The organism is Cellulomonas palmilytica (genome assembly GCF_021590045.1).
Taxonomy (GTDB): Bacteria; Actinomycetota; Actinomycetes; order Actinomycetales; family Cellulomonadaceae; genus Cellulomonas; species Cellulomonas palmilytica.
This window is the reverse complement of record NZ_CP062221.1, coordinates 3,443,080-3,458,959: the sequence shown is the minus strand read 5'-3', so window position 1 is coordinate 3,458,959 and position 15,880 is coordinate 3,443,080. Positions and strand designations below refer to the sequence as shown.

General features: G+C 75.0%; 15 protein-coding genes. 5 read left to right on the top strand and 10 right to left on the bottom strand.

The genetic code is table 11. The features are described 5' to 3' along the window. Positions 1 to 62 precede the first annotated feature (62 nt). The 3 genes from glyA (at position 63) to F1D97_RS15575 (ending at position 2,788) form a co-directional block, all read left to right on the top strand. Positions 63 to 1,346, top strand: coding sequence for a serine hydroxymethyltransferase (gene glyA, locus F1D97_RS15585; protein WP_236121406.1), 1,284 nt, complete (start codon positions 63 to 65; stop codon positions 1,344 to 1,346). Positions 1,347 to 1,348: 2 nt separating this feature from the next. After that, complete coding sequence (locus F1D97_RS15580; protein WP_236121405.1) at positions 1,349 to 2,230, top strand: bifunctional methylenetetrahydrofolate dehydrogenase/methenyltetrahydrofolate cyclohydrolase; 882 nt, start codon at positions 1,349 to 1,351, stop codon at positions 2,228 to 2,230. Positions 2,231 to 2,401: 171 nt separating this feature from the next. Then, positions 2,402 to 2,788: a hypothetical protein gene (locus tag F1D97_RS15575; protein WP_236121404.1), complete on the top strand. Its 387-nt coding sequence runs from the start codon at positions 2,402 to 2,404 to the stop codon at positions 2,786 to 2,788. A gap of 74 nt (positions 2,789 to 2,862) precedes the next feature. Here F1D97_RS15575 and F1D97_RS15570 read toward each other — a convergent pair whose 3' ends face one another. Continuing rightward, positions 2,863 to 3,630: a D-Ala-D-Ala carboxypeptidase family metallohydrolase gene (locus F1D97_RS15570; RefSeq protein ID WP_236121403.1), complete on the bottom strand. Its 768-nt coding sequence runs from the start codon at positions 3,628 to 3,630 to the stop codon at positions 2,863 to 2,865. A gap of 236 nt (positions 3,631 to 3,866) precedes the next feature. On the opposite strand from F1D97_RS15570, the gene F1D97_RS15565 reads away from it, so the two are divergent. Continuing rightward, positions 3,867 to 4,679 (top strand): exodeoxyribonuclease III, encoded by an 813-nt coding sequence (locus F1D97_RS15565; protein ID WP_236121402.1) that lies wholly within the window; start codon positions 3,867 to 3,869, stop codon positions 4,677 to 4,679. 16 nt (positions 4,680 to 4,695) lie between these two features. Here the strand turns inward: F1D97_RS15565 and F1D97_RS15560 are convergent, their stop codons facing one another. Beyond that, positions 4,696 to 6,015: an MFS transporter gene (locus tag F1D97_RS15560; RefSeq protein ID WP_236121401.1), complete on the bottom strand. Its 1,320-nt coding sequence runs from the start codon at positions 6,013 to 6,015 to the stop codon at positions 4,696 to 4,698. Positions 6,016 to 6,069: 54 nt separating this feature from the next. Here F1D97_RS15560 and F1D97_RS15555 point away from each other — a divergent pair, with 54 nt between their 5' ends. After that, the gene (locus F1D97_RS15555) at positions 6,070 to 6,633 is read left to right on the top strand and encodes an ArsR/SmtB family transcription factor (protein WP_236121400.1); all 564 of its coding nucleotides are present in this window, start codon (positions 6,070 to 6,072) and stop codon (positions 6,631 to 6,633) included. A 45-nt stretch (positions 6,634 to 6,678) separates the two neighbouring features. On the opposite strand, the gene F1D97_RS15550 is transcribed toward F1D97_RS15555, so the two are convergent. From F1D97_RS15550 to F1D97_RS15515, 8 genes are all read right to left on the bottom strand, one after another. Continuing rightward, positions 6,679 to 8,577, bottom strand: coding sequence for an FtsX-like permease family protein (locus F1D97_RS15550; protein ID WP_236123635.1), 1,899 nt, complete (start codon positions 8,575 to 8,577; stop codon positions 6,679 to 6,681). 5 nt (positions 8,578 to 8,582) lie between these two features. Next, a complete protein-coding gene (locus tag F1D97_RS15545) occupies positions 8,583 to 9,386 on the bottom strand; it encodes an ABC transporter ATP-binding protein (protein WP_236121399.1) in 804 nt (267 codons plus the stop codon). A gap of 166 nt (positions 9,387 to 9,552) precedes the next feature. After that, positions 9,553 to 10,251 carry a response regulator gene (locus tag F1D97_RS15540; RefSeq protein WP_236121398.1) on the bottom strand — a complete coding sequence of 233 codons (699 nt, stop codon included), beginning with the start codon at positions 10,249 to 10,251 and terminating at the stop codon, positions 9,553 to 9,555. Beyond that, positions 10,248 to 11,585, bottom strand: a complete 1,338-nt coding sequence (locus F1D97_RS15535; protein ID WP_236121397.1) for a sensor histidine kinase — start codon at positions 11,583 to 11,585, stop codon at positions 10,248 to 10,250. Before F1D97_RS15535 ends, F1D97_RS15540 begins: the two co-directional genes overlap by 4 nt. Positions 11,586 to 11,590: 5 nt before the next feature. Beyond that, positions 11,591 to 12,496, bottom strand: a complete 906-nt coding sequence (locus tag F1D97_RS15530; protein WP_236121396.1) for a CPBP family intramembrane glutamic endopeptidase — start codon at positions 12,494 to 12,496, stop codon at positions 11,591 to 11,593. Positions 12,497 to 12,627: 131 nt separating this feature from the next. Next, positions 12,628 to 13,800, bottom strand: coding sequence for a galactokinase (galK, locus tag F1D97_RS15525; RefSeq protein ID WP_236121395.1), 1,173 nt, complete (start codon positions 13,798 to 13,800; stop codon positions 12,628 to 12,630). Beyond that, complete coding sequence (galT, locus tag F1D97_RS15520) at positions 13,797 to 14,996, bottom strand: galactose-1-phosphate uridylyltransferase (RefSeq protein WP_236121394.1); 1,200 nt, start codon at positions 14,994 to 14,996, stop codon at positions 13,797 to 13,799. Before galT ends, galK begins: the two co-directional genes overlap by 4 nt. Then, the gene (locus tag F1D97_RS15515) at positions 14,993 to 15,832 is read right to left on the bottom strand and encodes a DeoR/GlpR family DNA-binding transcription regulator (RefSeq protein WP_236121393.1); all 840 of its coding nucleotides are present in this window, start codon (positions 15,830 to 15,832) and stop codon (positions 14,993 to 14,995) included. The genes galT and F1D97_RS15515 overlap by 4 nt, the downstream gene beginning before the upstream one ends. Positions 15,833 to 15,880: the final 48 nt, after the last annotated feature.

The following is a 15,880-nucleotide window of genomic DNA, read 5'->3' as shown; positions in this document are numbered from 1 at the left end:
ATCCGTGTGCGTGGGCGCCGATCGCGCCCCCGCTCGTACCTGACTGCGACAGGAGCAGCCGCATGAGCGACAACGTGCTCGACCAGAACATCGCCGACCTCGACCCGGAGATCGCCGCCGTCCTCGACGGCGAGCTCGCGCGCCAGCAGGGCACGCTCGAGATGATCGCGAGCGAGAACTTCGTCCCGCTCGCCGTCCTGCAGGCGCAGGGCTCCGTGCTCACCAACAAGTACGCCGAGGGCTACCCCGGCCGCCGCTACTACGGCGGCTGCGAGCAGGTCGACGTCGCGGAGACGATCGCGATCGAGCGCGCCAAGGAGCTGTTCGGCGCGCAGTTCGCGAACGTCCAGCCGCACTCCGGCGCCACCGCGAACGCGGCCGTGCTGCACGCCATCGCGCGCCCCGGCGACACGATCCTGGGCCTCGCGCTCGACCAGGGCGGCCACCTCACGCACGGCATGAAGATCAACTTCTCCGGCCGGCTGTACGACGTCGTGGCCTACGGCGTCGACGAGCAGACCTCGCTGGTCGACATGGACGAGGTCCGCCGCCTCGCGATCGAGCACAAGCCCAAGGTCATCATCGCCGGCTGGTCGGCGTACCCGCGTCAGCTCGACTTCGCCGCGTTCCGCGCGATCGCCGACGAGGTCGGCGCGTACCTGTGGGTCGACATGGCGCACTTCGCCGGCCTCGTCGCCGCGGGCGTGCACCCGTCCCCGGTGCCGCACGCGCACGTCGTGTCCTCCACGGTGCACAAGACCATCGGCGGCCCCCGCTCGGGCTTCATCCTGACCAACGACCCGGACATCGCGAAGAAGATCAACTCCGCGGTGTTCCCGGGCCAGCAGGGCGGCCCGCTCATGCACGTCATCGCCGCCAAGGCCGTGGCGTTCAAGGTCGCCGGCACGCCCGAGTTCCGCGACCGTCAGGAGCGCACGGTGCGCGGCGCGGCGATCATCGCGGACCGGCTCACGCAGGCGGACGTCGCCGAGGCGGGCATCACCGTCCGCTCGGGCGGCACCGACGTGCACCTCGTGCTCGTCGACCTGCGCGACGCCGCGATCGACGGCAAGCAGGCCGAGGACCTGCTGCACGAGGCCGGCATCACCGTGAACCGCAACGCGGTCCCGAACGACCCCCGCCCGCCGATGGTCACCTCGGGCCTGCGCATCGGCACCCCGGCGCTGGCGACGCGCGGCTTCGGCGACGCCGAGTTCACCGAGGTCGCGGACATCATCGCGACCGCGCTGGTCGGCGGCGAGCAGGCCGACGTGGCGGCCCTGCAGGCGCGCGTCGCCAAGCTGACCGCCGAGTTCCCCCTGTACCCGACGCTCAAGCAGTACTGAGCATGACGGCCCAGATCCTCGACGGGACCGCCACGGCGGCGACGATCAAGGCGGAGCTCACGCAGCGCGTCGCGGCGCTCGCCGCGCGCGGCGTGACCCCCGGCCTCGGCACGCTGCTCGTCGGCGACGACCCCGGTAGCCGGTGGTACGTCGCGGGCAAGCACCGCGACTGCGCCGAGGTCGGCATCGCCTCCATCCAGGAGGAGCTGCCGGGCGACGCGACGCAGGAGGACATCGAGGCGGCCGTGCGCCGGCTCAACGAGAACCCCGCGTGCACCGGCTTCATCGTGCAGCTCCCGCTGCCGAAGGGCATCGACACGCACCGCGTGCTCGAGCTCATCGACCCGGAGAAGGACGCGGACGGCCTGCACCCGACGAACCTCGGACGCCTCGTGCTGCGCGTCAACGAGCCGGTCACGAGCCCGCTGCCGTGCACGCCGCGCGGCATCGTGGAGCTCGTCGAGCGGCACGGGATCTCGCTGCAGGGCGCGGACGTGGTCGTCGTCGGGCGCGGCGTCACGGTCGGCCGGTCCATCGGCCTGCTGCTCACGCGACGCGCGATCAACGCGACCGTCACCCTCACGCACACCGGCACCGACGACCTCGCGGAGCACACACGCAACGCCGACGTCGTCGTCGCCGCCGCGGGCGTCCCCGGGATCATCACGCCGGACATCGTCAAGCCCGGCGCGATCGTCGTCGACGTGGGCGTCTCGCGTGCGACCGACCCGGAGACGGGCAGGTCGCGCGTCGTGGGCGACGTCGACCCGGGCGTGAAGGAGATCGCCGCGTGGGTCTCGCCGAACCCCGGCGGGGTCGGCCCCATGACGCGCGCGATGCTGCTGAGCAACGTCGTCGACACCGCCGAGCGGCTCGCCGGCTGACGACCCACGACGAGGCCCCGACCGGACGCGCGGTCGGGGCCTCGTCGCGTCTGCGTCGACGAGTCGCCGACGGCGCCCACCAGATCCGCCGGAACGCCCCCGCGGTCCGGTCCGCGGCCCTAGGCTGCGGACCAGCCGCCCGGGTCGCGGGCACGGGCGAAGGGGTGTGCGATGGCGCGGAAGTTCGGCCCGTCGGCCGGGATCCTCGTGTGGGGCGTGGGCACGCTCCTGGTGGGTGCGTTGGCGAGCATCTGGGGCTGGCTGTCAGCGATCGAGGACGCGACCCTCGGGGTGGGCGACACCGACGGGGCGCCCGCGCTCGTCGTGCTCGGCATCATCGCCGCGCTGATCGGGCTGGTCCTCACGCTCGTCGGCGTCTGGCAGCTCGCGACGAACGTCGACATCGCCGCGCTCGCCGCGCAGGAGCCCGCGGCCCAGGTCGAGCGTGACCAGGAACGTGACCATCAGCGGGCGGAGCGTTCGTACGCCGAGGCCGCACGCGAGGTCGAGGAGCGCTGGAAGGACCGGCTCGCGGACGAGGCCGGGCGCGAGGACTGAGGCGTCGGGCCCGGCCGTGCCGATACCCGGGCCGATACCCGGGCCGACACCCGGGCCGACGCCCGTGCCCGTCGTCATGCCTTGCTCAGGACGTCCTTGGCGGCCAGGCGGGCGACGCGGCTGACCTGGGCCTTCGTCAGGGCCCCGTCCGGCAGGGCGCGCGCGATCGCCTCGGCGAGCAGCTTGACGTCGATGACGCCCTTCGCTGCGGCCTGCGCGTTCGCGTTGGTGCGGCGCAGGAGCGCGTACGTGTCGATGCGCTCGAGCTCCCTGTTCTTGTACCCCCAGACCGCACGGGCGATCTCGTCGACGGTCGGCATGTCGTCCTCCTCCGGGACCTGGACCTGGTCCGCCAGCTGCTTGCCTTTCGTGGTGACGCGTTCGACGAACGCGCGGACGGTCGCCGGGGTGGTGCCCCCGGCGAGCTCGAAGTGCATCGCGTCCCGGCGGCCGCGCGGGAAGTCGAGGCCCCACCGGAACAGCCCGCCGGCCTCGCCCAAGATCTTGCGGATCTCGCGCTCCTGGGCCGCGGTGAACCCGGACGTGAACGGCGCGCCGTGCAGGTGCGCCTCGAACGGGTGCGTCCGGCCGTTGACGTCGACCGCCGTGCCGGAGATGTGGTTCGAGCTGGGGGCGCCACCCACCTGCGCGTTCCGCGCGCGGGTGCGGTGCCCGTTCACGACGGTGACCTTCTCGACCCGCGCGTCGAGCTGCTCGAGGAGCCAGACGAACGCGCGGGCGACGTCGCCCGTGCGCACCTCGGCTCCGTCGTGGTCGTCGCCGACGTGGATGCGCGTGACGTCGGCGGTGCGGGCGTCGGGCCACCCGTTCATCGTGACCATGTCGCCTCCGGACCGCGGGTGCGGGACCAGTCGTGGGCGTCGCGGGTCGGGTCGGGGCTCGCGGCAGCGTACGAGGGCAAGGAGCCGTGCGTGCTGCGCCCTGATACGCGTCGCTCGTGCCCGGTGGGGTGGAGGCGAGGCGGGGCGGACGTCGACCGGGCTCGTCCGCCGGATGAGGCAGGATCGTCCCGGACGACCGCGCGGGGGACCGGCCCGCGCGAGGAGGAAGGACTGCTGTGCTCACGATCGCGACCGTCAACGTCAACGGCATCCGGGCGGCGTTCCGCCGCGGGATGGGCGAGTGGCTCGACACGCGCAAGCCCGACGTGCTGCTGCTGCAGGAGGTCCGCGCGACCGACGACATCCTCGCCGACCACCTGTCGCCCGGCGAGTGGCACCTCGCGCACGAGGAGTCCACGACGAAGGGGCGCTCGGGCGTCGCGATCGCGACGCGCCTGCCGATGACGGCGGTGCGCATCGGGCTCGGCACGGGTGTGCCCGGCGACTCGGGCCGGTGGGTCGAGGCGGACCTCGAGGTCGACGCGCACGACGGGACGGGCCCGCGCACCGTGACGGTCGTCTCGACGTACGTCCACTCGGGCACGCTCGGCACGCCGTCGATGGACGAGAAGTACGCGTTCCTCGAGGTCGTGACCGCACGCATGGCGCAGATCGCGCAGGAGGGCGGCATGGCCGTGGTCGCGGGCGACGTGAACATCGCGCACCGCGAGGCGGACATCAGGAACTGGAAGGGGAACCTCAAGTCGGCGGGGTTCCTGCCGCAGGAACGCGCGTACCTGGACCGGTGGTTCGACGAGCTCGGCTGGCGCGACCTGGGCCGCGAGCTCGGCGGCGAGGGTCCGGGGCCGTTCACGTGGTGGTCGTGGCGCGGCAAGGCGTTCGACAACGACGCGGGCTGGCGGATCGACTACCAGGTCGCGACGCCGGCGCTCGCGGACCGCGCGGTCTCGGCGACCGTCGACCGTGCCGCCTCGTACGACGCGCGGTTCTCCGACCACGCGCCGCTCGTCGTCGAGTACGACCTGTAGGCCCCGCAGCCGGCGGTCAGGCCACCGTCGGCGCGTCGTGCACGGGCGTCGGCGGCAGGTCGCGGGCGCGCAGGAGCGGGGAGAGGACGACGGGGAGAGTCGCGACGATGCCGATCGCGGCGGCCACCCACAGCGTCGTCATGACGCTGGTGGCGTGCCCGAGCCACCCGCCGAGCAGACCGCCGAGCGGCATCGAGCCCCACACGATGAACCGCACGGACGCGTTCATGCGGCCGAGCAGCGCGGGCGGGCACAGGCGCTGCCGGAAGCTCACCTGCGTGACGTTGTAGACGACGACGCCGAAGAACATCACCGCGAGCCCGGCGATGAGCACGGGCGCTGCGGGCCCGGGCAGCACGCCGGCGAGCGGCGTCGCGATCCCGGCGACGCCGAACAGGATCGCCGACAGCGGGATGACCCGGGACTCGCCGACGAGCCGCGCGAGCCGGTCGGCGGCGAACGCGCCGGCCAGGCCGCCCGCGGCGGACGCCGACGCGATCGCGCCGTACGTCGCGGTGTCGAACCCCAGGACGCGCAGCGCGTAGATCGCGAGGACCGCGCCCGTCACCGCGCTGCCGAAGTTGGAGATCGACGTGGTGGCGACGATGCGCCGCAGCAGCGGCTGGTGCACGACGAACCGCAGGCCCTCGGCGATCTCGGCGCGCAGCGGGCGCCGGTCCTCGCGGGGCGGCAGGTCCTCGCGTGCGGCGATGCGTCCGACGCCGAACGCGGAGAACAGGTACGTCACCACGGTGACGGCGACGAGCGCGGGGGCGCTGACGACGCGCAGCAGCGCGCCGCCGATCGCGGGTGCGGCGACCTGCGCGACGGACTGCGTGGCCTGGAGCTTGGAGTTCCCCTCGACGACGTGCTCGAGGCCGACGAGCCCCGGCACGTAGCTCTGGTGCGCGACGTCGAAGAACACGCTCGCGACGGAGACGACGGCGGCGGCGGCGACGAGCAGCGCCATGCTCGCGCGGCCGGTGAGCGCGGCGGCGACGACGACCGCGAGCGCGGCGGCGCGCACGAGGTCCGCGGTCACGAGCACGCGGCGCTTGCGCATGCGGTCGACCCACGCGCCGGCGGGCAGGCCGATGACGAGGAACGCGGCGGTCTCGGTCGCGGTGAGCACGCCCATCTGCCACTCGGTCGCGAGCAGGTGCTCGACCGCGTAGATCGGCAGCGCGAGGAGCGTGAGCTGCGCGCCGAGCTGGCCGAGCGCGTCGCCGGCCCACAGCCACCGGAAGTCGCGGTGGTGCACGAGCGATCGGCGCGCGGGCGTCGCCCTCGTGGCGGTGTCGGGCGGCGCGGCGTCGACGGGGGGCTGCGTGGTCACAGCACCAGGGTCCGCAAGTGATTGGGAAAAGTCAATCAGTGGCAGGATGGTGGCATGACCGACGACGAGGCCGCCGACCCGGCGCACGCCACGGCGCCGGACGTGCCGCACGACCCGGACGCCGACGCCCGCGCGCTCGCGTCCACGCTGCGCATCCGGATCCTGCGGCTGTGCCTCGACGAGCCGCTCACCAACCGGGAGATCGCGCAGCGCCTGGGCCGCAACCCGGCCACCGTGCTGCACCACGTGCGCACGCTCGTCGACCGCGGCTTCCTCGCGGCCGAGCCCGTGCGGCGGGGCGCCCGCGGCGCCCGGGAGGTGCCGTACCGCGCGACCCGCAAGTCGTGGCGCTCACCCTCGCGGCCGGGCCAGGCGCGCGTGCTCGTCGACGCGTTCCTCGAGGAGCTCGCGCTCGTCGACGACCTCGACGCGCAGCCGATGGTCCGCCTCGGCCTGCGCCTGCGCGAGGAGTCGTACCGCGAGCTGCACGACCGCCTGGGCGCGCTGTTCCAGGAGTACGCCGACCGCGCTCCCGAGCCCGACGGGACGCCGTACTCGCTGTTCTTCTCGATGCACGAGGACGTCCAGCGCCGGCGGGACGAGGCCCCGCCCCCCTGAGCGGACGGGGTCCCGTCGCGTGTGCTCCGCGACGCACGGGCCACGTCACGCGTTGCGGCCGCCCGCGAGCGACGCCGCCCGGTCCGCCCGGCTCACGGTCACGTGCGTGCACACCACCGGCACCGCGAGCACCGCGACCGTGAGCGCCGCCGCGGCCGGCAGGTCCACCACCGGGAGCGTGGGGCCGAGCAGCCCGAACGTCACGCCCAGCACCGCGGGCAGCACCGCGAGGACGCCGATGGTCCACGCGCTCGCGCCGGTCACGAGCGCCTCGGTGAACGTCGTCGTCAGCAGCTGGCGACGCGTCGCGCCGGTGCGGCGCAGGAGCAGCAGCTCGTCGCGGCGCCCGGCGGTCGCGAGCACCACCGCGTTGGCCGCGCCGATCCCCGCGAACCCGAGCAGGAGCAGGACGAGCACGGTGGACAGGTCCTGACCGTCCGCCGCGGTCTGCGCGACGGCGTCGACGTACGCGTCGACGTCCTGCGCGACGAGGCCCGCTGACGTCACCGCCGAGGCCACCCCGGCGCCCGTCGTCTCGGCCAGGAGCGTGTCGGGCGCCGCCGTGACGCCCTCGGCCGCCAGCGCCTCGGCCGAGACGAGCAGCGGGCCGAGCGCGAGGCCGCGGTCGTACTCCGCCACGACGCGCGACGTGATCTCGCGGTCGTCGTGCCGCCAGGTCAGGGTCCCGCCGAGCCGCGCGCCCAGCTCGAGACGCGCGTCGGTGCTGACCGCGACGGTCCCGGGCTCGCCGAGCTCGGCGAGCGACCCCGCGGTGACGCCCGGGTCGAGCACGTCCGGCCCGGTCCCGGCCGGCATCACGCGCATCGCCGTCGACTCCCACGCGAACCCCTCGCCGAACGCGGAGTCGCCCTCGACACGGACCTGTGCCGGCTGTACGGCCAGCGGGGTCACCGAGGCGACGCCCTCGATGCCCCGCAGCACGGTCGGATCGACCGGGCCGGACGGGTCGGTCACGACGAGGTCCGTCCCGACCGCCTCGGTCAGCTGCGTGTCGGCGGCGACCGCCACGGCGCGGTTCACGCTCGTCTGAACGGTCCCGACGGCCAGCAGCAGCGCGAGCGGCACGACGACCGTCGTGAGGCGCCGCGAGAAGCCGCGCACGTTCGCCACCGCGAGCCGCGTGGTGGCGCGGCCGCGCGGACCCCGCCCGGCGTAGCGGGCCACGCGGTCGAACGTCCACGCGACGAGCAGCGGTCCGGCCAGCGCGGCCGCGGCGACGAGCAGGAACGCCGAGACGGCGGCCGTCGCGGCGCCCAACGCGCCCGGGACGAGCAACGGCGCGCACGCGACGGCGACGCCACCCAGCGCGAGGACGAGCGCGCAGGCCCGACGCACGCGCCCGACCTCGCGCGACTCGACGCGGCTGCCGCCGACGGCCGCGGTCGGGGACAGGCGCAGCGACTCCCGCGCGGCGATCCGCGCGGCGACGAGCGCGGTCGGCACGAGCAGGAACGTCGCGCCGAGCACGGGCAGCGGCAGGAGTGCCGCGGGCACGTGCGGGACGAGGAAGCCCGCGTCCTCGAGCACGGGTCGCAGCAGCCACGCGAGCCCCAGGCCGCCGACCGCTCCCAGGGGTGCGGCGGTGAGCGTCGTCGTGAGCACCTCGCCGCGCACCAGCGCGCGGACCTGGCGCCCCGTCGCGCCGACGGCGCGCAGCAGCGCGAGCTCACCGCGGCGCCGGCGCAGCGCGAGCGTGACGGTCGCGGCGACGACGAGCACGACGAGGGACAGGGCCGTCCCGGCGAAGGACGTGGACAGCGCGACGAGCTCGGAGGCCCTCCCGTCGTCGTCGCCGCCCGTCACACCGGCGACCAGGAGCCAGCCGGTCATGGACAGCAGCGCGCCGGCGAGCACGAGCACGAGCGACGTCGCGACGAGGCTGCCGCGGTGGGCGCGCGCACCGCGCCGGGCGAGGAACCACATGCCGCTCACCGCCCCGCACCCGAGACGGACCCGGCACCGGCACCGGGTCCGGCACCGTGGCCCAGGCCGAGCATGAGCGCGTTGACGCTCTCGGCCGTGGGCGCGTCCAGCGTGTCGGCGATGACGCCGTCGGCGATGAGCAGCACGCGCTCGGCGGTCGCGGCGACGCGGCTGTCGTGCGTCACGAGCACCACGGTCTGCCCGAGCGAGGCCGCGGTGTCGCGCAGCAGCGTGAGCACCTGCTCGCCGCTGCGCGAGTCCAGCGCGCCCGTCGGCTCGTCGGCGAACACGACCTCGGGCCGCGTGAACAGCGCGCGGGCGATCGCGACACGCTGCGCCTGCCCGCCCGACAGGTGCCCGGGCAGGCGGTCCTCGAGGCCGCGCAGGCCGAGCGCCGTGAGCAGCTGGGCCTGCCAGCCGAGGTCGGGCGTGCGGCCGCCGAGCAGCAGCGGGAGCTGGATGTTCTCGGCGACCGTGAGGTGGCCGATGAGGTTGTACGCCTGGAAGACGAACCCGATGCGGTCGCGGCGGAACTGCGTGAGCGCGTCGGGGGACAGGCCGGTGAGGTCCTGCTCGCCGACGACGACGCGCCCGCTCGTCGGGACGTCGAGCCCCGCCGCGCAGTTGAGCAGGGTCGACTTGCCGGAGCCGGACTGGCCGACGACGGCGGTGAGCGAGCCCTTGCGCAGCTCCATCGAGACGCCGCGCAGCGCGTGCACCTCGGTCGTGCTCCCGCGGTACGTCTTGTGGACGTCGGTGAGCCGGACGGACACGTCGGTGCGTGTCGTGGTGGTCGTGGTGGTGGTCACGGGGTCCTCCTGCGTGGTCGATGTCGCTGATCACGCTAGGAATCGGGGGCGTGCCGCCACGAGCCTCCGACGGCGGCACCGCGCGGGTTGCATCCTTCGATGCAGGGCCTGCTCGGACGGCCCGCTCGGATGGCCTGCTCGGACGGCCCGCCCGGGTGGCGCGCCGTCAGCCGCCGAGCTCCACGATGCCGTTCTGGTACGCCCACACGACGGCCTGCAGGCGCGACCTGACGCCGAGCTTCGGCATCGCGCGCGCCAGGTGGGACTTCACGGTCGAGACCTCGAGCACGAGCGTGCGGGCGATCTCCTCGTTGGACATGCCCTGCGCGAGGAGCAGCAGGATGTCGAGCTCGCGCGGCGTGAGCAGCTCGGTGGCGCGCGCCGCGACGACGGGCTGCGTGCGCCGGCGCGTGACGACCTCGCGCAGCACGCGCTTGGTCAGCGCGTTGGCGAGCATGCCCTGCCCGGCCGCGACCGAGCGCACGGCGTCGACGATCGTCGCGGGCTCGGCGTCCTTGAGCAGGAACCCGGACGCGCCGGCCTCGAGCGCGCCGAACAGGTACTCGTCGACGTCGAACGTGGTGAGCACGAGCACCGGGACCGGGTCCTCGACGTCGGGTCCGCACAGCTCGCGCGTCGCGGTGATGCCGTCGGTGCCGGGCATGCGGATGTCCATGCACACCACGTCCGGCCGCAGCGTGCGTGCGAGCTCGACCGCGGTCGCGCCGTCGGCGGCCTGCCCGACGACGGTGATGCCGGGCTCGGTGTCGAGCATCGTCGCGAGCCCGAGACGCACGAGTGCCTGGTCGTCCGCGACGACGACGCGCACGTCGCCCGTCGCCGATCCGTCCACCTCGGTCGTCATGCGCGTCCCCCCGTCGTCGTGGGGACGGTCAGGTGCACCACCCAGCCGCCCTCCGCGGTGGGACCGTACCGGAGCGTGGCGCCGGTGACCTCGGCGCGTTCACGCATGCCGACGAGCCCGTAGCCCGGCTCGTGCGGCGGCAGGTCTCGCGTCGTCGGCGCCCCGTTGCGGACACCGACCTCGAGCCGGGTGCCGTCGGTCGCGTCGAGGTGCACCTCGCAGGTCGCGCCGGGCGAGTGGCGGCTCGCGTTGGCGAGCGCCTCCTGCACCGTCCGGTAGACGACGAGCTGCGCGAGCGGCCCGAGCGCGCCGTCCTCGACGAGCGCGTCGAGCGGACCGGACCGGCGCAGCGTCGCGCCGGGCGCGCGTTCGACGAGCTCGGCGACGCCTGCGAGCGTCTCCATGCGCACGACGCCGTCGCGTCCGTCCATGCCCCCGTTGCCCCCGTCGGCCCGTCCGTCGCCATCTGCGACGGCACGGTCGTCGTCGCGCAGCAGCACGACGAGGTGGCGCAGGTCCCGCAGCATCGCGGTGCTCTGCTCGCGGACCTGCGCGACCGCGGCCTTGGCGCCCTCGGGGTCGACGTCGATCTGCCGCCCGATCGCGCCGCTCATCACGGCGATGCCGGACAGGTGGTGCGCGGCGATGTCGTGCAGCTCGCGGGCCATCGCGGTCCGCTCGCGCTCGACGGCGACCCGGACGAGCGCGTCGTGCTCGCGCGCGCGGGCGGCGGCGGAGTCGGCGTGCGCGGCGCGGGCGTCGCGCCGCGAGCCGACGACGGTCGCGGCGAGCACGGGCAGCCCGACCGTGCCGAGGGCCTGCAGCAGCCCGCCGACGACCGCGAGGGACGCGGCGTTGCCGAGGCGCAGCTCGCTCGCGGCGACCCCGGCGCCGACGAGCAGCGCGGCTGCGGCGAACCCGGCGAGCGTGCGCAGCCGCGGGGCTCGTCGTGCCACGTCCGACGACGCCGTCGTGAGCACCCCGATCGTCGCCTCGTACGCCGCGACGACGACCGCGAGCAGCCCGACGCCCACGCCCTCGCCCAGGACGGACAGCGCGGGCACCCCGACCGCCACGGCGACGAGCAGCCACGGCGTCGCGCGGGGCCGCAGCGCGAGCACGACCCCCTGCGCGACGAGGACCGCCGCACCCCACCACCACGTCGGCGAGCCGAGCGCGGGCATGCCCCGGACGGCGGTGGGCTCGGCGGCGTGCAGCACGGCGGCGACCACGTGCAGCGCGAGCGCGAGCGCCCCGCACGTCGCCGGGACGACGAACCGTGCGGGGCGCGGGCGCCGGCTGGTCACGCCGGTCTCGCTGGTCTCGCTGGTCACGCTGGTCACGATAGGGGTGCGGCCCCGCCGCGGTACCCGAGCCGCCCGCGGGTCCGGGCGAGCAGGACGCCGCCGACGACGACGGAGCCGAGGATCAGCGCGAGCTGGAAGGAGTCGCGGTCGACCGTCGGGAACATCTGCTCGCCCGCGAGCGAGGCGTAGGTGTTGACGCCGACGTGCAGCAGCATCGCCATCGGCAGGCTCTCGTGGGTGCTGTTGAACACCCAGGCCATGACGACGTTGAACACGACGCAGAACAGCACGAACGCGAGCGGCCGGTGCCACGGCACGTCGGGGTACCCGCCCCACTCGGTGAGGAACAGCGGCAGGTGCCACACGCCCCACAGGACGCCCACGAGCAGCACGGCGGGCAGCGGCCCGAACCGGCGCTGCGCGCGGGGGAGCGCGAAGTCGCGCCAGCCCGGCTCCTCGGCGAGGCCCGTGGTCACCATCTGCGCGACCAGCCCCGGGACGTACGCGAGGAGGACGGCCGCCGAGGGTGCGTGCACGTCGCCGCCGGTGACCACCAGGAGCGAGGCGATCGTGACGGCCGGGACGCCGAGCAGCACGCCCGCGTACCAGCGCCACCCGACGCGCCAGCGCCACAGGCGACGTGCCCACCGGCGCAGCCCGGCGCGCCCGTCGCACAGCGCGGTCACGAGCAGTGCCGAGCCGATGGGCCCGAGGTACGCACCCGGCAGCATGCCGAGCAGCTGCCCGCCGCCCTCACCGCCCGGGAAGGAGAAGTCCCAGACGCCGAGGCCGTGCCGGGACAGGATGTACGGCAGCCAGGCCACCCAGCTCGCCAGGTTGGCGAGCACGAAGAACGCGAGCAGCGGGCTGCGCCGGACGAACGCGGTGAAGCCGCGCTGCGTGGTCGGTGCGGGTGGTTCGAGAACGGTGGTGGTCACGGGAGTCCCCCCTGGTCGTCGTCGTGGGTCTGACGTGACGAGACGCTAGGAACGGGGCCGTGCCGGCCGCGCCGGGCGGGCGACGGAGATCCGGGGCTTGCATCGCAGGATGCAAGCCCCGGGTGCCGGGCTCAGACGACGAACGCCGGAGGGCGCAGCCCCTCGCGCGCGAACGCCGCGTCGACCGCGTCCGCGACGGTGACCAGCGCGTCCGCCTCGACGAGCGCGATCGCGGAGCCGCCGAACCCGCCGCCCGTCATGCGCGCACCGAGCGCGCCCGCGGCACGCGCGGCCTCGACCGCGACGTCGAGCTCGCGGCACGACACCTCGTAGTCGTCGCGCAGCGAGGCGTGCGAGGCGTCGAGCAGCGGGCCGGTCTCGCGCAGGCGTCCCGCGTCGAGCAGCGCGACGAACTCGCCCACGCGCGCGATCTCCGAGAGCACGTGCCGCACGCGGCGCACCCGCAGGTCGCCCTCGGGCGTGCCGTCGGTCAGCGTCCGCAGGGCGCGCTCCGCGTCGGCGGGGGAGTCCGTGACGTCACGCAGCGTCGTCACGCCGAGCAGGCGCGCCGCCTGCTCGCACGTCGCCCGGCGCTGCGCGTACTGCCCGTCGACGAGCGCGTGCTCGGCGCGCGTGTCGATGACGAGCAGCGCGAGCCCCTCGGCGGCCGGGTCGAACGGGACGTGCCGCACCGACAGGTCGCGGCAGTCGAGCAGAAGCGCGTGCCCGGCCGTGGTGCGCAGCGCAGCGGCCTGGTCCATGCCGCCCGTCGGGGCGCCCGCGATCTCGTTCTCGGCGCGCACGCAGTCGGCGGCGAGCGCCGCGCGGTCCTGCGCGAGCGCGTTGACCGCATCGAGCGCGAGCGCGACCGAGCAGGACAGCGCGGCGGACGACGACAGCCCGGACCCGACCGGGACGCACGAGTCGACCGCGACGTCGAACCCCGCGACCGGCCGCCCGCGCTCGCGCAGCGCCCACGCGACCCCCGCGACGTACGCGGTCCAGCCGTCCACCGCCCCGGGTGCGACCGACGCGAGCTCGAGCGCGGTGACGACGCTCGCGTCCCACGCGGAGACCATGCGCGCGGTGTCGTCGCCGCGGCGCCGCACGGCCGCGAACGTGCGGTGCGCGAGCGCGACCGGCAGGCACAGGCCGCCGTTGTAGTCGGTGTGCTCGCCGATGAGGTTGACGCGCCCGGGTGCCGACCACACGCCGTCGGGCGCGATGCCGAACGCGCGGTCGAACACCGCGCGGGCACGCTGCTCGCCCGTCGTGGTGTCCCACGCGGGCACCCACGTCGTCATGCGAGCTCCTGCAGGCGCGTCGCGATGCGCTCGGGCGTCGTGTCCGACACCCACGCGGCGACGCCCGACTCGACGCCCGCGAGGTACTTGAGCTTGCCCGGTGCGCGCAGCACCGAGAACAGCTGGAGCGACAGCCGCCAGTCGTCGCGGCCCTGCCGCGCGGGCGCCTGGTGCCAGCCCGAGATGTAGGGCAGCGGGATCGCGGTCTCGTCGTCGACGAAGAACAGGTCGAGGCGCCGCAGCAGCTCGAGGTACGTCGTCGCGAGGTCGGCACGCTCGTCGTCGGTCAGCGCGGGCAGGTCGGGGACGTCGCGGCGCGGGACCAGGTGCACCTCGACGGGCCAGCGCGCCGCGAACGGCACGTACGCGACCCAGTGCTCCGACTCGAGCACGACGCGCGTGCCGGCCCGCAGCTCCGCGTCGAGCACGTCGCGGCCCAGCAGCCGCCCGGTGCGCGCACGGTGCTCGGCCGCGGTCGCGAGCATCGTCGCGGTGCGGGGCGCGAGGTACGGCAGCGCGTAGATCTGGCCGTGCGGGTGGTGCAGCGTGACGCCGATCTCCTTGCCGCGGTTCTCGAACACGAACACCTGCTCGATGCCCTCGGTCGCGTGGAGCGCCAGCGTGCGGTGCGCCCACGCCTCGATGATCGTGCGCATGCGGCGCGGGCTCACCGTGCGCAGCGACGCGGTCGGGTCCGCCGAGAAGCAGATGACCTCGCACCGACCCGCCGCAGGGCGTGTCTGCCACAGCGGCTCGTCGCCGCGCAGCGTCACCTCGTCGGTGACGCCCGGGACGCGCAGCAGCGACGGGAAGCGGTTCTCGAACACGACGACGTCGTAGTCCTCGGCGGGGATCTCGCCGTCCTGGTACGCGGCGCCGGGCTTCGCGGGCGCGAGCGGGTTCGCGTCCGCGGGCGGCAGGAACGTGCGGTTCATGCGGTGCGCGGCCATGGCGACCCACTCGCCCGTGAGCGGGTCGCGGCGCAGCTCGGGGCCCGCGGGGAGGTCCCCGTGCTCGTCGGGCGCGAACCGGTCGGGCAGGGGGCGCGGGTCGTCGAGCCGGCGGGTCGCGGCGCCCGAGACGTACGGCTCGGAGTCGTCGAAGTAGAACAGGTCGCGGCCGTCGGCGAGCGTGGTGCTCGTGACGCGCACGGCTGCGGTGCTGGTGCCGGTGCTGGTGCTGGTGGGGGTGCTCATGCCTCGTCTTCCTGGTGCGGGGTGGGGGTGCGGGAGGCGTCCGCGCCGGGGGTCGGGGATGCGTCTGCGACGGTCTGCAGGCGGTCGGTGAGCAGGCGGCGGGCCGCGGCGGGGGCGTCGTCGTCCATGACGACGAGGTCCACCTCGTCGAGGTCGGCGATCTTCGCGAGCCCGACGGTGCCCCACTTGGTGTGGTCGGCCAGCACGGTCGTCGCGGCCGCACAGCCCATGAGCGCGCGGTCGGTCGCGGCCTCGGCGAGGTTCGGGGTGGTGAGGCCGGACTCGTCGAGCCCGTGCACGCCGAGGAACGCGCGGTCGACGCGCAGCAGCGCGAGCGACGCGTCCGCGACCCGGCCGACGAGCGCGTCGGACGGGGTGCGCACCCCGCCGGTGAGGACGACCTCCAGGTCGCGCGGCGCGACCGCGCGGTGCAGCGCGTCGGCGATCCGCAGGCCGTTGGTCACGACCGTGAACGGGCGCAGCGTCGCGTCCTGCGCGACGAGCTCGGCGAGCCGGTACGTCGTGGACCCCGCGGAGAGCGCGACGGTCTGGCCGGGTTCGAGGTCGGCGTGCGCGGCGCGCGCGATCGCGGCCTTCTGCGGCCCGGCGTGCTCGACCTTGACCTCGAAGCCGGGCTCGTCGGACGCGCGCGTGCCCTCGGGGGCGACCGCCCCGCCGTGCACCCGGCGCACGAGCCCCGCACGGGCGAGCTCGGCGATGTCGCGACGGATCGTCATGTCCGAGACGCCGAGGTCGACCACGAGGTCGGAGACGCGGGCCGCGCCGTGCTCACGCACGGCCGCGAGGATCATTTCTTGTCGTTGGGTCGCCAGCACTCGAACATCGTCACACATGACCCAACAGAAACAAACACCCGGACGGGT

Bases quoted from the DNA above. Each gene is read 5' to 3' on its own strand.
- F1D97_RS15540 (WP_236121398.1), bottom strand. From the start codon at position 10,251: ATGACGACCGAGGTGGACGGATCGGCGACGGGCGACGTGCGCGTCGTC.
- galK (WP_236121395.1), bottom strand. From the start codon at position 13,800: ATGACGACGTGGGTGCCCGCGTGGGACACCACGACGGGCGAGCAGCGT.
- galT (WP_236121394.1), bottom strand. From the start codon at position 14,996: ATGAGCACCCCCACCAGCACCAGCACCGGCACCAGCACCGCAGCCGTG.
- F1D97_RS15575 (WP_236121404.1), top strand. From the start codon at position 2,402: ATGGCGCGGAAGTTCGGCCCGTCGGCCGGGATCCTCGTGTGGGGCGTG.
- F1D97_RS15580 (WP_236121405.1), top strand. From the start codon at position 1,349: ATGACGGCCCAGATCCTCGACGGGACCGCCACGGCGGCGACGATCAAG.
- F1D97_RS15555 (WP_236121400.1), top strand. From the start codon at position 6,070: ATGACCGACGACGAGGCCGCCGACCCGGCGCACGCCACGGCGCCGGAC.
- F1D97_RS15570 (WP_236121403.1), bottom strand. From the start codon at position 3,630: ATGGTCACGATGAACGGGTGGCCCGACGCCCGCACCGCCGACGTCACG.
- F1D97_RS15550 (WP_236123635.1), bottom strand. From the start codon at position 8,577: ATGTGGTTCCTCGCCCGGCGCGGTGCGCGCGCCCACCGCGGCAGCCTC.
- glyA (WP_236121406.1), top strand. From the start codon at position 63: ATGAGCGACAACGTGCTCGACCAGAACATCGCCGACCTCGACCCGGAG.